Here is a 16,427-nt window from a genome sequence, read left to right on the forward strand (position 1 = left end):
AACATGAAAGGATTAATATATTTATTAATTTTTATTCCCGCTTTACTTAGTGGTCAAAACCAGAAAGTAATTACTGGGCAGGTAATAGATAGCAGCACAAAATCTCCTATTATTGGAGCTTCAATTTATGTGTCGTCTGCCATTATTGGGAGTAAGTCTAAAACAGAAGGTGTTTTAGATAGCAGTATGTTGGGAACAACTACCAATTTCGATGGTGAGTTTTCACTAACTATTAATCAAGACGTCAAATCCTTCTTAGTTTCTTATATGGGGTACGAAACAGAGATTGTTGCTGTTTCTACTGGAAATTTAAATTTCACTATTGTATTAAAGGAGAGTCAAGAGGTTTTAGATGAGATTGTTTTAACGGGGTATCAGAAGATCGAAAAACGTAAAATGACGTCGGCTTACGAGAAGATCGAGATGTCCGAAATAGAACAATCTGGTGTTTTAAGTGTAGACCATATGTTGGCCGGACAAATTTCTGGAGTTGTGGTTCAGCCTACTAGTGGAGCACCGGGTGCACCTGCCAAAATAGTTATTCGTGGTAGTGCGACATTAAATGGTTCTTCAGATCCGCTTTGGGTTTTAGATGGGATTCCTTTAGAAGGAAACGATATTCCATCAGATTTTAGAGATAAAGACAATATCGATAATTTACAATCTTATCCTATCGCTGGTTTAAATCCAGAAGATATTGAAAGTATTACCGTTTTAAAAGATGCATCTGCAACATCTATTTATGGCGCAAGAGCCGCTAACGGAGTTATTGTTATAACCAGTAAAAGTGGTAAAAAAGGACCGATGCGTGTACAGGCAAACGGAAATGTTTTTATTACACAGAAGCCAGATTTCGATAAATTGAATTTAATGAACTCTAGCCAGAAAGTTGATTTCGAGCTGTATTTGGCAAGCCGTTCAGATTTAACTTACCAGCAGGATAGAGGGAGTGTTGCCAGAATTTTAAACTCTTATGGCGAATACGCTAATTTTCAAAATAACGGATTTTCAGCCTTATCTCTTAATGCTCAAAACGATATTAATAGTTTAAAACAATCGCAAACCAATTGGGGAGACGAGTTGTATCAAACAGCCATAAATCAACAGTACAGTGTAAGTATCTCTGGAGGGGACGAACAGAATAATTATTATTTTTCTACTGGAATCTTCGATGAAAAAGGAACAACAACAGGGACAGGACAACAGCGCTACAACATTACGCTTAAAGATAACTTTTCTATAAACGATAAGCTAAAAGTAGGAGTGTCCTTATTTGGGAGTCAAACAAAAACAAGTTCATACATTACAGGTGCAGATGCATATACCAATCCGTCGTACTATTCAAGAACGGCTAATCCATATTTAGAACTTAAGGATGAAAATGGAAATTATGTTTACGATCCTGATTTGGTAGAAAGATCCGATCTGAACTTAAATTACAATGTTTTAGAAGAAAGAGAAAACACGAATTACGAATTGGTGTCTAGTTCTTTAAAAGCAATTTTAGATGTTAATTACAAAATAATTAAAGGGCTTCAAATTAATAGTCAGTTGGGATTACAATTAGATTTTGATAAGACTGAAAAATTTAGTGACGAGGATAGTTATTACACAAGAAAATACGAGCAACGTTCTCAATACAATACTACCGATGGTCCTGCATATTACATGCCTAAAGGCGGAATAATTCAAAATTGGGATTCAGATGCATTTCAATATAACTGGAAAACGACTGCGAATTACAGTACAACTTTTAATTACAGACATGAGTTAGATGTCATGGCAGGAACAGAGTTTAGAAGAAACGAAAAAACAGAAATTCATGCTAAAGGCTTTGGTTTTAACCCCAATACACTTACTACAATTGCAATAACCGATGAGCGGTCTTTAACAAACTCTTTATTCGATCCTTATAAAAAATCCTCTTACGAGAATGCGTATGCTTCATTTTTTGGAACAGCATCTTACACTTTAGATAAAAAATATACATTTTTCACAAGTTTAAGGTACGATGGCTCTAATCTGTTTGGTGTAAATCCTAAATATAGATACCTGCCATTATGGTCGGTTGCTGGATCATGGAATGTATATAAAGAAAACTTTCTTTCGAATGTAGATGTTATTAGCGATTTAAAAATACGCGCTTCTTATGGTGTGCAAGGGAATATAGATAAATCGACATCTCCGTTTGTTATTGGAGAGTATTATACAGAAACTGTTTTGCCTGGAATGAGCGAGGAAGTTATTAGAGCGTTAAGTGCGCCAAACGCCAATCTTAGATGGGAAAAAACAGTATCCTCGAATGTTGGATTCGATTTAGGATTACTTAATAATAGAGTGTATATAACAAGTGATTATTATACCCGAAAGAGTACAGATTTAATAGGTCTGCAATCTGTTCCCTTAGAAAGCGGATTTAGTTTTATAAACACAAACTGGGCGAGTGTTAGTAACAAAGGATTCGAGTTTTTAATAAATACGGTTAATATTCAGAATGAGAATTTTACATGGACATCAAGTTTCAATATTTCTCGTAATAAAAGTGTTGTTGAAGATATTGAGATTCGAGAAGAAGACTTTAAACCGTCTTTAAAAGGCTATAGTTCTACAGCTATTTTTGCTATTAAAACTGCTGGATTAGATAGTAACGGACTGCCTTTATTTTGGAAAGATGGAAAAAAAGTTACTGCAGTAGATTTTTATAATTTAGAAGCAGGTACCAATGGTAGCCAGTTAACACGACAAGAGCACCGCGATTTATACTCGTATGTGGGTGATGCAGCGCCAAAGTTTAGTGGTGGATTTAATAACACGTTTAGATATAAGCAATTTGGGTTACGTGTTTTAACAAACTTTAGTCTAAAACAAACCGTGCAGGCAGATCCTAGTTATAACCTCACTCAAGCCGAACCAGGAAATAATTATAGCACAGATATTCTAAAAGCAGGAACGGGTAATTTTCCAGCACTAATCGGATTTAATACGCCTGGTTTCGATACAGATTTGGTATATAATTGGTTTAACTCTTCAGACGATGGGAGAACTTACGACGACTTAGATCTGTGGATTAAAGATATTTCATATTTACGAATAAGTAGTATTAGGTTTAGTTATTCATTGCCAAGAAAACAATTAGATAAACTAAAATTATCAAGTTTAGATTTCAATATAGAAGGGCGTAATTTATTTGTTATAGGTACAGATTATGAGGGCTTTTTTGACCCTGAAACCTATGGTAGTATTTACGCACAACCCATTCCAAAAATTATTTCAATAGGATTTAATCTTGCGTTTTAAAAAGACAGTATTCATGAAAAAAATAATATACATACTATTTGTCGCACTAAGTTTTACGGGGTGTGACGATTATTTAGACATTGAGCCTGTAGGGCAAGTTATTCCTACAACTGTACAAGATTATAGAAGCTTTTTAACCGCGGCTTATGCCATTACAAAAGATTCTAAAATACTAACGACGTATAGAAGTGATGAGCTTCGTTTAAGCGCGAATTCTGTGGGAATAGAGCAATACGAAGATCTTTTTATTTGGAACGATTTAAATCCAAGTCCATTATCTCGAGCCTATCCATATGCTACTATTTATAACATAATATTTTATGCCAATCATGTTATTAATAGTGCCGATACTATGGAAGGTGATGCGTTAGAAAAGGAACAATTAATTGGAGAAGCTCATGCATTAAGAGCGTTACAATATTTCGATTTAATTAATTTATATGCCGAGCCTTATAATAAAGCAACAGCCAGTACAGATGCCGGTGTGCCAATAACTACCGAATACGATGCAGATCAGGAATTTGCTGTGGGAACGGTGCAAGATGTATACGATTTAATTTTAAACGATCTTAATGAGGCTGAGGTCTTAATACATACCAATCAGCAAGAGTTAGGATACAATTATCGTTTTTCTAGAGTGGCTGTAAAAGCATTTAAAGCGCGAGTTTATTTATACCAAAATGAATGGGAAAAGGCGATTACGTCTTCAACCGAAGCTCTGGCTATTAAAAGCAGTTTGCAAAACTTAAATTTGGATGGTTCTATTATGCCTTCAGAATATAATTCGGTAGAATCAATCCTAGCGTTAGAAACGGTAGCATCTTTCGATATGACTTCTAATGCAAGCATTTCAGACAATTTATTATCTGCCTATAATCAAACCGACGATTTACGTTTCACGACGTATTTCTATGAAGATAGTGATGGGACATACCATTCAAATAAAAGTGCCGATACAAAATTTAAAGTCTCTTTTAGAACAGCCGAATTGTATTTAACACTTGCAGAGAGTTATGCCCATTTAAATGCTATAAATGAAGCCAAGGAAAAATTAATTGAGCTTGCGGCAAATAGATATACGTCAGCAGGACTGGATGTTTATAGATTAGAAATTGAAGGGCTAAATTCTGAAAATATACTAACAGAAGTATTAGAAGAGCGCCAAAGAGAATTTGCTATCGAAGGACATAGATGGAACGATTTAAGAAGAACCACACAGCCTTTGCTTATAAAAAATTACAATAGCGAAACGTATCAATTAGATCAGAATGATGCTAGATATGTTATTCCATTCCCTAACGATGCCGTTATAAATAATCCGAATTTATAAAAAAACAAAATAGTATAACCTGTTGTTATCTTGTAGGTTATGCTTGTGTTGAAAAGATAATACCAAAACAATTAAATAAATAAATTATGAAGAAAATTTTATCGATTTTAAGTCTTTTTTTAGCTATTTCTGTAGCAACAGTGTCATGTTCAAGCGACGATGATGCTGTCTCTGTATCTTCTTTGGCTACAATTACCGATTTTTCAGTGTCTATCGACGGTGTTAGTGCAGACGATATTACTTACGATTTAGGAAGTGCTATTGCTATTAGTGTGCCTTTCGGAACAGATTTATCTGCTGTAGAGCCAACTATAGCTATTTCTGAAAATGCAACAGTTTCACCAGCTTCAGGAAGTGTTATCTCTTTTGAAGATGGAGAACCTAAAGTATTTGTTGTAACAGCAGAAGACGGTGTTACTGCTAAAGAATATAGTGTAACTATTACTACTAGAGGAGAAGTTGGTAGCGGTTCTCAATTACTAACTTACCAAATTTCAGATTTATTTGGAGAATATTCAACAACAACGTATAGCTATAACGAATCTAATTTTGTGAGCTCTTACTCTAAAGAAATCGACGATTTTGGAACATTATATACTGTTGAATATTCTTTAATTTATGACGATAAAAATCAAGTTATCGAGAAAAGAACTTCAGATGATAAAGAAAGCACTGTTTACGAATATAACGAAGCTGGACAAATTGTAAAAGGACTATACTCTTATGAGGACGTCTTAGAATATACTTTCGAATATGAGTACGATGCTAACGGGAATTTAGCTGTAGAGAAAAGAATAGATCATACAGACGACGATTCTGTTATCGAAGTAGACTTTACTATTGTAGATGGTAACGTTGTTCTTGAAAAAAGATATGGTTCTGATTATGTGGCCACTTACGATGATAGTAACAACCCTTTCGTAGGACTTTATCCTGCTGCTTTCGCTGCTATAAACGCAGGAATTCAAGCTGTAAATACTAATAACCCTATTTCAGGAACATTAGCAGACGGTGCAATAACTTACGAATACAACACAGACAATTATCCAATAAAAGCATCTTACACTTACTTTGGGGGTCTTGCAACTGTAGAAAAAATATTTACTTACTAAGAATTAGTCATTCTAAATAAAACGTAGCGTTTTACCCCCCTCCCTAAAAGGAGCACTTTTTCATTAAAGTGTTCCTTTTTTTATAAAAGTTATGTAAATGAAAAAATATATGTACTTCATGCTGTTTCTAGTGTTCTTTACGTGTAATAAGGACTCTAAAGAGAATAAAACAGAAGTAGACGAAGATCAGGAAACTTGTGCTTTAGACAAAGAAGATAAATTAAAGCAATTATATAATGCTACTGTCATTCCGTTATTTTCTGGTTATAATGACATTGATATACCAACAGAATTTCAAATTATTGAAGATGAAATGGGAATCGATGCTGGGGCCTCTTTTGGATATGTCGAGGTGAGTATGGGCTTAATAAATGTATCTGAAGAAAGTATTCAGTTATTCGCATTAACGCACGAGGTGGCTCATATTGCAACCTTAAGTCAGGCAAGATTATTTAATCTAGATGGTTATGTGTCTAGCGGACCAGAAACAAACGAATATAGAAAATCTGAATACTTGGCAGATCTAATTGCGATTCATCTTATAAAATCGCAAGAGCCAGTGTATTTTGAATCCTTAACAAAGAATTTTCAGGAGTTAATGAATATTTTAGGGAGCGGATCGTTTACGCATCCTTCAGGACCAAATCGAATTAAAGCCATGCAAAATTACATTGCACTAAGTAATGCCAAAACAGAAACCATCGCGTTTAAAGCATTGTATATAAATATTTGGGAAGATAAGATGTAATACTTATAATCCTATGTGGCCATTTCAATATGCCTAAGCCTTTCGAGAAATCGAGAGGCTTTTTTGGTTTTGTAATTAGTTAAGGTGTGACATGCAATGCCGTAGATCTTAATCCTTTGCCTCTGCTTAGATATTTGATATGTCTTTTTGCTAATTTCTTGCGCAAATTAAATAGTCTATACAATTTAATAGATTTTTTATGAGTCAATTAAAAATAGTAATAAAAGCCTCTTAACCCCCTGTGTTTACTGGTAGAATGTGAAATTTATAAGTGACTATGTGCTGATTTTAACACAAACCCTTAAAACGATGTTAAAATCAATTTAATTGATGTTAAAAAAATACGCTAAAATCAGATAATCTGTAACTTAGATAAAAAACTGCAACATATATGAAAAATAAATATCCAGTATCTAGACGAGATTTTCTTAGGCTAACCAGTACAGCAGCTGCTGGTGCCATGATTCTTCCTTTTGGAATGAGTTTTTCAGACAAAGCACCCGCACCTATGTTAAGATCTTTTGGTCGGATGAAAAATAAGGTAACAACTTTAGGGCTTGGAGGACAAGCTTCCATACAGTGGACAGCAGATGATATTGATCCCGTTCAAATTATTACTAAAGCTTTCGATTTAGGGATTAATTATTTTGATACGTCGAATGTGTATGACTTGAGTCAACTACATTATCACTCTGCTTTTGAAAAAATGAACCTAATTCCAGGGAAACCCAATTACGATAAAAAACTTAGAGAATCCATTACCATTACAAGTAAAACACTAATGCGATGGGGAAAACCAGGCTGGAAAGAAGTAAAAAATGTAAGAAACAAATCTAATGGTCCAGATGTGCAAACCGCTGCAGATGATATTAGAAGAACCATGACTCAGCTTTTTGGCGATGGAAAAGGCTATTATCCAGAAGGTTCTTACGTAGATATCGTTTTGGTTCATGCCTTACAGTCTGTTGAAGAGAACGATATACTATATAAAGGTATTGAAACGCCTATAAAACCAGATGAAAATTTTGGAGCGCTCGTAGTATTAAAAGATTTTAGAGATGGTACCAATCTGACGGGAACAAATCCTAAAAATGAAAAATTACTTAAACATATCGGCTTCTCAGGACATAATAACCCTGAAGCAATGATTGATATTATGCAACGTGATAAATATGGATTACTAGATGCCTTATTAGTATCCATTAATTCTAACGATCATTTATATTTCAATATGAAACACAACGTTATTCCGCTAGCGAAAGCTAAAGGCATTGGTGTTATTGGTATGAAAGTTTTTGGTGCGGGAACCATGTATAACGAAGTCCCTGGATTCTCAAGAGAACCAAGTCAGATTTATCGTAAAGTTGGTTCTCCAGCCTTACCAAGTAATGAACTTATAGAATATGTATTAACAACCCCAGGTGTCGATACGCTTATTATAGGAATTGGAAAAATAGACGACGACCCTCTTAAATGTCAGTTAACGCAAAATTATTATGGTGCCCAAGTGAAGCCTAATGCGATGTCTGATGAAAAAAGACGGGAAATTGAAGCTAAAACAGCTAAAGTAGCAGGAGAACGTACAAATTTCTTTCAGCTTGATAAAATAGACATGACAGGACCTAGAGATTTGAAGCAAGACACCGTAAATGGTACTACAAAAATCACATGGCAAACAGCTTACGCTGCTGAAAATCCGATCTCGCATTACGAAGTTATGTTAGATAATAAAGTAATTGGTAAAGTAGACCATAAACCTCAAGTGTTAAAGTCTAAACCTTTTGTATTCGAAACCAATAAATCTGGAAACTTTAAAGTGTTTACAGTCGATAAAGCAGGACATAGAGCCTAATTTTTTAATGCCTTAGATGATTATTTGTCTAAGTTAAAATTTTAAACGCATGTCAAAATTACCATTACTTATAAATTGGTTTAAAGCGCATAAGGGTACGGTTACTGCATTCTCTGGAGGGGTAGATTCTTCCTTGGTGTTGTACGTCTCAAAATTAGCACTTGGAGACCAGGCTATTGGTTTAATTTCTAATTCGGAAAGTTTAAAAACTAAGGATTTTGAAATCGCTGTAAATTTTTGTAAAAAACACGATATCAATTTAAAAGTGATTAAAACAGATGAATTGAATGATCCTAATTATACGGCTAATCCAGCAAATCGTTGCTTTTTCTGCAAGACACATTTGTACGAAGCGATGATAGATATTATTAAGGATGAATATCCAGAATACACCATTTTAAATGGAACGAACCAAGACGATTTGGGAGATTACCGACCAGGTTTAGAAGCGGCGAAAAATAACGCCATCCGTTCGCCTTTAGCAGAATTAGGAATTACCAAAAAAGAAGTCATAGATATGGCTAGCGAGCTCCGTTTAGAAACCGCGGCAAAACCACCAAGTCCGTGTTTAAGCTCTAGAATTCCATACGGAACAGCAGTAAATAAAATAAGATTAAAGCAAATAGAAGAGGCAGAATATATTCTGAATCAGTTTGGTTTTGAAAATGTGCGTGTCAGATATCTGGGAGAAGAAGCTTCTATAGAAGTTCCTGTATCCGAAATGGAATTATTAGAACATCAGTTTGATGCCATTTCAAAAGATATAAAAGCGTTAGGATTTTCAAAAGTGAATATAGACAAAGAAGGATTCGTTTCTGGAAAATTAAATCGGGTATTGAATGGATAAATCATTTATTATAGATGAAGATAGGAAGCGCCGTTTAGGATTCGATGAAGTCATTTACGGAGCATCAAAAAGTGTAACCTTACTATTAGATATATTAAAAGAATACACAGATAAAAAAGAAAATGTATTAGTCACCAAGCTTCAAGAAGATAAAGCAAAAGTATTATTAGAAACTTATAAGGCATCCTTTTACGACGCAGAATCGGGTATTTTCATACTTACGGAATTAGAGACCTCAGCAGAAGGTTCTCCTAAAGTAGGTATCGTCTCTGCAGGAAGTTCGGATATTGGTGTGGCTAATGAGGCTTTTTATACCTTGGAATATATGGGGGTAAAATCTCGTGTGATTCATGATGTTGGAGTTGCAGGGTTACATCGCTTGTTAGACAAGATTGAAGTTTTAAAAACATTCGACATCTTAATTATAGTCGCAGGTTTCGAAGGAGCTTTACCAACCGTTGTTGGCGGATTATTACCGCAACCAATAATTGCAGTGCCTACTTCGGTAGGTTACGGAACAGCGAAAGGCGGTGAAACAGCTTTACATGCCATGCTTAGTAGTTGTGCAAATGGAATTACAGTCGTTAATATAGACAACGGTTATGGCGCAGCAATGAGTGCGTTTAGAATGGTTAAATTATTAGAAAGAAAATGAATACAATATATATAGAAGCTTTTTCAGGGGTGTCAGGGAATATGTTCCTGAGTGCGTTTAGCGAACTGTTGGGAGATTACGATCAGTTAATAGACTTGCCTAAAAAATTACATTTGCCAGATGGTAAAATTGAAATACAAGAAGCCAATAAAAATGGTATCAGCTGTAAATATGTTGAGGTTCTTGATTTAAATGACGAGCAGGCCCAAAGTAAACATGACCATGATCACGGACATTCGCATAGTCATGATCATTCTCACGATCATAACCATGATGACGGTCACAGTCATTCGCATGGGCATAGTCACGACGATCACTCACACGACCATGGAGAACATCGACATTTAAGCGATATCCAAAAGATTATAGATCATGCTCATATTAGTGAAAACGCTAAAAAAATAGCTCATGAGATTTTCCTAATGATTGGGAAAGCCGAATCTAAAATCCACGATATGCCGTTGGAAACCATTCATTTTCATGAAATAAGTGGTGTCGATTCTATTATCGATATCGTTGGGAATGCTGTGCTTATCGATAAGTTAAACATTTCGAAAACCTACTGTACACCTATTTGTACGGGGTTTGGAATTGTGAAAACGCAACATGGTATGTTGCCTGTTCCTGCACCAGCAACTGCCGAATTATTACAAGGCATGCCAATATATCCGGGTAATGAAGAAGGTGAGAAAATCACGCCTACGGGAGCTGCAATTTTAAGATATCTAAATCCTGATTTTAGTAATACCACGTACACACCAACCAAAACAGCTTATGGTCCTGGAAAGAAGGATTTTCATAATGCTAATGTGGTGCGTATTTCGCTCGTTAAAGGTGAGACTGAAAATGCAAAAGAGCAATGCTTGCAATTAGAAGCGTCTATAGACGATATGTCTCCTGAGTATTTAGGAAACGATTTTCAGGATGGTTTATTAGCTTCTGGTGCATTAGATTTTAGCATCACCCAACAGCTTATGAAAAAAGGACGTTTTGCTTTTTTATTAAGCGTGATTCTTCCTGAAGATCGATTAAAAGAGGTCTCGAATTACATATTTGATAACACAAGTACGATTGGTGTAAGGTATTTTAATATAAATCGCATCGAACTCCCAAGAGTACAGAAAAAAATGCAAACGCAATTTGGAGATGTGTCGGTAAAAGAAACCATTACTCCAACAGAATACATTAAAATTAAACCTGAATTTGACGATATACAGAGGCTTGCAAAAGCATCTAATCTGTCACCTTTTCAAGTTATTAGTCAAATCAATGTTAACCCTAAAAAATCCTAAACTATGAAAAAACTATGTTCAATTTTATTACTGGTAATAAGTTCACAAACATTATTAGCGCACCCAGGAGGGGATCATTCACATGACACTTTTTTAGGTGCATGGGGGTGGTTAATCTTTCCTTTGGTAGGTGTTATTGCTTTACTATATAGATACACAAGAAAGCAGTCTCAAAAAAATGAAAATTAATGATTAAGACTCGGTTTTGAGTTTAGATATAAAAGTGTAAATGCACTTGTTAATTAGGCAATGTAATGGCTATGAGTATATTAATATACTCATAGCCATTCTTTTTTTTACCAGTTTAAATATTTACAGCGCATTTAATTACACCGAACATATGAGTATGGAGTCGCTATAATGGGCTGTATTTGTTAAAAATAATATGAAAATAAAGGGAATACTTACAACACAAGATTAAACGCAATAGATCTGTTAAAATAGTATTAATATGTGTTAATATGCTCGCGATCTTGATAAATTAATTGACATAGTTTAGCCGAATGTTAAACTTAAATTAATTTTATATGAAAAATCCTTTACTATTTTTAATGAAATTTTTACCGCTTTTGACATTGATGTTTTTAGTTTCTGGAACGATCAATGCTCAAGAATTGTCAGTTTCTGGTACTGTGGTCGATCAGGATGGGCTTCCATTGCCGGGACTATCTGTGATCCATAAAGGCACCAGTTCGGGAACAATGACTGACTTTGACGGGAAATACAATATTAGTGTGGTTAAGGACGCTGTACTTGTATTTAGTTTTGTTGGTTTTAAAGAACAACAAATCAATGTAGGTTCTAGAACAACCGTAAATGCGACTTTAATTCAAGATGTGCAGTCATTGGATGAAGTTATTGTAACTGCACTGGGAATTACTAGAGAGAAAAAAGCTCTGGGTTATGCCGTGCAAGAAGTATCTGGTAATGATGTGAAAAACACAGGACAAACCAATGTTGTAAATGCTTTAACAGGACAATCTGCAGGAGTATTTGTGAGTAGTTCAAGTGGAAATGTAGGATCGTCTTCAAGAATTGTTATTCGTGGGAATCAATCATTAACAGGTAACAACCAACCACTTTTTGTTGTCGATGGAATACCAATCGATAACTCGATACAGTCTAGTACAAATGGAGGGTATGATTTTACAGATATGGGAAATGGTGCCTCTGATATAAATCCATCGGATATTGAAGATGTAACGATTCTAAAAGGAGGAAATGCTTCAGCTTTATATGGATCGAGAGGTGCAAATGGTGTGGTTTTAATAACTACAAAAAAGGGTAAAGGAAAAGGGTTTTCTGCAACATTAGAAAATACGATTACTATGAGTGATCCTTTTTTACTTCCAGACTATCAAAATCAATATGGTCAAGGTGGCGGTGGTCAGTTTTGGTATAAAGATGGTTTGAATGGTGGTTTAAACGATGGAGTAGATGAAAGTTTTGGTCCTGAATTAGATTACGTGGTTCAGGCTGGGGATATTGCTCCTGGAGGAAAATTGTATTGGGCTGTAGAAGCTGGTTTTCCGCAAACACCAGGCGAAATATTAACACTTCCTCAATTTGATTCACCTATAGATCCAAATACAGGAGAGCGCATTGCAACACCTTGGATTTCTCATCCAGATAACATAAAAAGTTATTATGAAACAGGGATTACTCGAATTACAAACTTTTCTGTAAGTAATGGTGGAGAAATGGGTAATATGAGATTATCGCTTACAAATTCTGATGAAGAAGGTATGGTACCAAACTCTTTCATGAAGAAAAACACTGTTAATTTTTCTGGAAATGCAAAATTGTCAGAAAAGTTTTCTTTTCAATCTAGCGTTTCGTACATAAATACTAAAGCAAACCTTAGTGGTTCTGGGTATAGTAATAATAATTTTGGTCTTCAAAGTATTTGGACAGGAAGACAAGTAGATTATGAATATTTAAGTAGAAATATAGAGAATGAAGATGGTACACCTATAACTTGGAATGATCAGTTTGCAGATAATCCTTTTTGGACCGCAACTAAAGATTCTAATCCAATGAATAAAAATAGGTTGATTGGTTCTAGTGCTTTAAAATATGATTTCACCGATTGGTTAAGCTTAACAACTAGAGCGGGAATAGATTATTCAAATCAGCAAGTAGAATTAAAAAGAGCATATTACGGGATAAATAACCCGGAAGGAAAATACAGTGTAAACAATTATTTCAGACAAGAAATAAATGCAGATGTTTTACTTTCTGTGAATAAAGATATTTCTGATAACATCTCTTTTTCTGGAAATCTTGGAGCAAATATTATGAATCGTAAATACCAAACACAAGGTTCTTATGTAAGCAGATTAGTTGTTCCAGATAATTATTCTTTAGCGAATGCAAAGGAAACGCCAACAACGTCTTATTATGCAAGCGAAAAAGAAATACAAAGTATGTATGTCTCTCTTTCCTTCGGATTAAAGAATCAACTTTATCTTGATTTAACAGGAAGAAACGACTGGTCTACAACATTGCCAGAAGATAATAACTCATATTTTTATCCTTCAGCAACTACAAGTTGGATTTTCTCAGAAACATTCAATACAAGCTCTAGCGCATTTAATTTCGGGAAATTAAGAATGAGTGTCGCACAAGTAGGAAATGATACAGATCCGTATAGACTTAACGCAACGTATAATGCATCTTCACCATATGGTAATAACCCGTCTTTTAGTTTAAGTTCGGCAATGCCATCTGCTAATTTAGTAAACGAATTAGTAACATCTTACGAGTTGGGGCTTAACTTAAAGTTCTTTAATAATAGACTTGGGGTAGACTTAACAGGTTATAAGTCTATTGCAAAAAATCAAATTTTAACAGCGCCAATTTCTCCAACAGCAGGATTTAATACGCAGACAATTAACGCGGGGCAAGTTAATAACGAAGGAATAGAAGTTATTCTAACAGGAACACCAATACAAACGGATAAATTTTCTTGGGATGTAACAGCAAACTGGAGTACAAATAGAAATGAAATTATTTCATTAAACGACGACTTAAAAAGACTTGAATTATACAAAACAGAAGGAAATCAAATTACTGTGGTTGCAGATGTAGGCGGATCTTATGGAGATATGATTGGTAAAGGATTTGTATACCATGAAAACGGAAAACCAATTGTAGGAGCCGATGGAATACCGCTTACAAGTGAAGCTAGAAAATTAGGGAATATTATGCCAGATTGGTTAGGGAGTATAAACAACTCGTTTACTTACGGAAACTTTAATTTTAGTGTTTTAATTGATGCTAAATGGGGTGGAGATGTATATTCTAGAACAAATCAAGACGGATGGGCAACAGGAGCCTTAACAAGTACAGTTGGTAATAATGCTAATGGCGTGCCTGTTAGAGATCCTATAAGTGAAGGTGGAGGATATCTATTCGACGGTGTTTACGAAGATGGTAGTCCAAATACTATTTATCAAAATTTAGATGGCTTTAGATGGAATAATTTCGCGAGAGCAGAAAGATGGTTATACGATGCTACCTATGTGAAATTAAGACAAATTAGTTTAGGATATTCTTTAGATAGAGATCTTGTTAATAAAATAGGATTAAGCGGTGTCGACTTTTCTGTTTTCGCAAGAAACATTGCACTGTTATACAGTAGAAACGAAAATTTTGATCCGGAAGTAGCAAATAAAGGAGCGAGTCAGTCTTCTCAAGGATCTGAATTTGCAGCACCACCTTCGGCAAGAAACATTGGCTTAAGAGTAAAAATTGACTTTTAGATTGATTGTTATAATTTTAAAATTTACAGAAATATGAAACTAAATAAAAAAATATATACCGCATTCATTTTAGCATCGACTTTATTTGCCTGTACCGATGATTATGTAGAGATGAATACAGATCCTAATTCGTTAACAAATGTGCCTTATTCCACATTAATCACGAATTCTGAAATTAGCATACTTAATACTTATAATTCAATTCTAGACTATCAAGTAAGTTGGAGTCGATATAATGTAAGAACCGTATATGTGCATAACGAAAGATATGCTTTAGCTGGAGACGGAACCAATTTTAATGTATACAGTGGCCATTTAAAAAACTTGCAAGTAGCCATCGGTAAAGCAGAAGAAGCTGGAGATAATAACACCGTTGCTGTAGCAAATATTCTTAGAGCTTATGCCTTTCAAAATATGACAGATTGGTATGGTGATATTCCATATTTTGAAGCACTTGGCGCCGATGATCCTGAAAGTCCAACCATATATCCAAAATACGATTCTCAACAAAGTATTTACATGGACTTAATAGAACAATTAAAGGCTGCAAATGCAATGATTGATCCTACTGCAAATATTGGAACGTCTGATGTTATTTTTGACGGAGATATGATGCAATGGAAAAGGTTTTGTAACGCTCTTCTGTTAAGAGTATACATGAGAATTTCACTTGTGGATGCTGCTACTGCAAAATCAGGTATTGAAATGATTGCCTCAGATCCATCAAACTACCCTGTAATTAGTTCTAATGATAATGCTGCTTTTAAATACTGGCTTCCTACAGATGCTATTTATAGAAGTCCATATTATATTCAGGATAGTGATGTCGATAGACAACAAAACGCGACGTCAGAATTTATGATTAATTTCCTAAAAGACAGAACAGATGGTAGATTGCCTGTTTATGCAGAACCAGTAGGAACAACTGGAGAATATGTTGGACTACCTTTAGGAGCAGAAGGAAATGCTCAAGAATTATCTGTAATGGGACTTTCAGAATTTAGATCTGCAGATTCACCTACACGAATCATTAGATATTCAGAAGTATTATTTATTTATGCCGAAGCCGCTTTAAATGGTTGGAATGTTGGCTACACTGCCGAAGAAGCTTACAATGCTGCGATAACTGCAAGTTTTAATGAGTACGGTCTTGATGCTGGAGATTATTTAGCAGATCCACTTGTCGATTTTAATGGAGGTGCAGATCAAAGAGAATTGATAGGAGATCAGAAATGGTGTGCAATATATCCAGATGGAAACCAAGGTTGGGCCGAAGTACGTAGAACAGGTTTTCCTAAATATGTTGCAGATACCGAACCGGTAGAATCATTATACAGTGGTAAAGGAACTATTGTTAGAAGACCTTATCCGTATTCTGAAGGGGTGTCTAATCCAGAAGGATTTGATGCTGCAATACAAGCGCAACCAGGTATTATAGACGAAAAATTTGGAGCAGGAGTATGGTGGGATATTAATTAAAAAATAATATCTAAAAATATAATTAAGTAAAAGCTTAAACCCGTTAACCTA

10 protein-coding genes are annotated in these 16,427 nt (G+C 34.9%); all 10 read left to right on the plus strand.

The window, feature by feature from the left end; genetic code table 11:
- Nucleotides 1–3 precede the first annotated feature (3 nt).
- The 10 genes from ACFFVB_RS03075 to ACFFVB_RS03120 all read left to right on the plus strand — a co-directional run bounded on the left by ACFFVB_RS03075 (nucleotide 4) and on the right by ACFFVB_RS03120 (nucleotide 16,376).
- Nucleotides 4–3,297, plus strand: coding sequence for a SusC/RagA family TonB-linked outer membrane protein (locus tag ACFFVB_RS03075; RefSeq protein ID WP_382381046.1), 3,294 nt, complete (start codon nucleotides 4–6; stop codon nucleotides 3,295–3,297).
- Between the two features lie 13 nt (nucleotides 3,298–3,310).
- Entirely contained in the window at nucleotides 3,311–4,627 is a 1,317-nt protein-coding gene (locus ACFFVB_RS03080) for a RagB/SusD family nutrient uptake outer membrane protein (protein ID WP_382381048.1), read from the plus strand.
- Nucleotides 4,628–4,713: 86 nt separating this feature from the next.
- Nucleotides 4,714–5,739, plus strand: coding sequence for an SGBP N-terminal domain-containing protein (locus ACFFVB_RS03085; RefSeq protein ID WP_382381050.1), 1,026 nt, complete (start codon nucleotides 4,714–4,716; stop codon nucleotides 5,737–5,739).
- A gap of 97 nt (nucleotides 5,740–5,836) precedes the next feature.
- Nucleotides 5,837–6,487 carry a M48 family metalloprotease gene (locus ACFFVB_RS03090; RefSeq protein WP_382381052.1) on the plus strand — a complete coding sequence of 217 codons (651 nt, stop codon included), beginning with the start codon at nucleotides 5,837–5,839 and terminating at the stop codon, nucleotides 6,485–6,487.
- Nucleotides 6,488–6,878: 391 nt separating this feature from the next.
- On the plus strand, nucleotides 6,879–8,339 hold the full coding sequence (locus ACFFVB_RS03095) for an aldo/keto reductase (protein ID WP_382381054.1): 1,461 nt from the start codon (nucleotides 6,879–6,881) through the stop codon (nucleotides 8,337–8,339).
- A 49-nt stretch (nucleotides 8,340–8,388) separates the two neighbouring features.
- Nucleotides 8,389–9,186, plus strand: coding sequence for an ATP-dependent sacrificial sulfur transferase LarE (gene larE, locus ACFFVB_RS03100; protein WP_382381056.1), 798 nt, complete (start codon nucleotides 8,389–8,391; stop codon nucleotides 9,184–9,186).
- Nucleotides 9,179–9,841 (plus strand): nickel pincer cofactor biosynthesis protein LarB, encoded by a 663-nt coding sequence (larB, locus tag ACFFVB_RS03105; RefSeq protein ID WP_382381058.1) that lies wholly within the window; start codon nucleotides 9,179–9,181, stop codon nucleotides 9,839–9,841. Before larE ends, larB begins: the two co-directional genes overlap by 8 nt.
- The gene (larC, locus tag ACFFVB_RS03110) at nucleotides 9,838–11,133 is read left to right on the plus strand and encodes a nickel pincer cofactor biosynthesis protein LarC (protein WP_382381060.1); all 1,296 of its coding nucleotides are present in this window, start codon (nucleotides 9,838–9,840) and stop codon (nucleotides 11,131–11,133) included. The genes larB and larC overlap by 4 nt, the downstream gene beginning before the upstream one ends.
- 527 nt (nucleotides 11,134–11,660) lie before the next feature.
- Nucleotides 11,661–14,897, plus strand: a complete 3,237-nt coding sequence (locus tag ACFFVB_RS03115; protein ID WP_382381062.1) for a SusC/RagA family TonB-linked outer membrane protein — start codon at nucleotides 11,661–11,663, stop codon at nucleotides 14,895–14,897.
- Nucleotides 14,898–14,930: 33 nt separating this feature from the next.
- Nucleotides 14,931–16,376 carry a SusD/RagB family nutrient-binding outer membrane lipoprotein gene (locus ACFFVB_RS03120; RefSeq protein WP_382381064.1) on the plus strand — a complete coding sequence of 482 codons (1,446 nt, stop codon included), beginning with the start codon at nucleotides 14,931–14,933 and terminating at the stop codon, nucleotides 16,374–16,376.
- Nucleotides 16,377–16,427 lie beyond the last annotated feature (51 nt).

Origin of the sequence: Formosa undariae (assembly GCF_042427615.1) — a bacterium.
GTDB classification, from domain to species: domain Bacteria; phylum Bacteroidota; class Bacteroidia; order Flavobacteriales; family Flavobacteriaceae; genus Formosa; species Formosa undariae.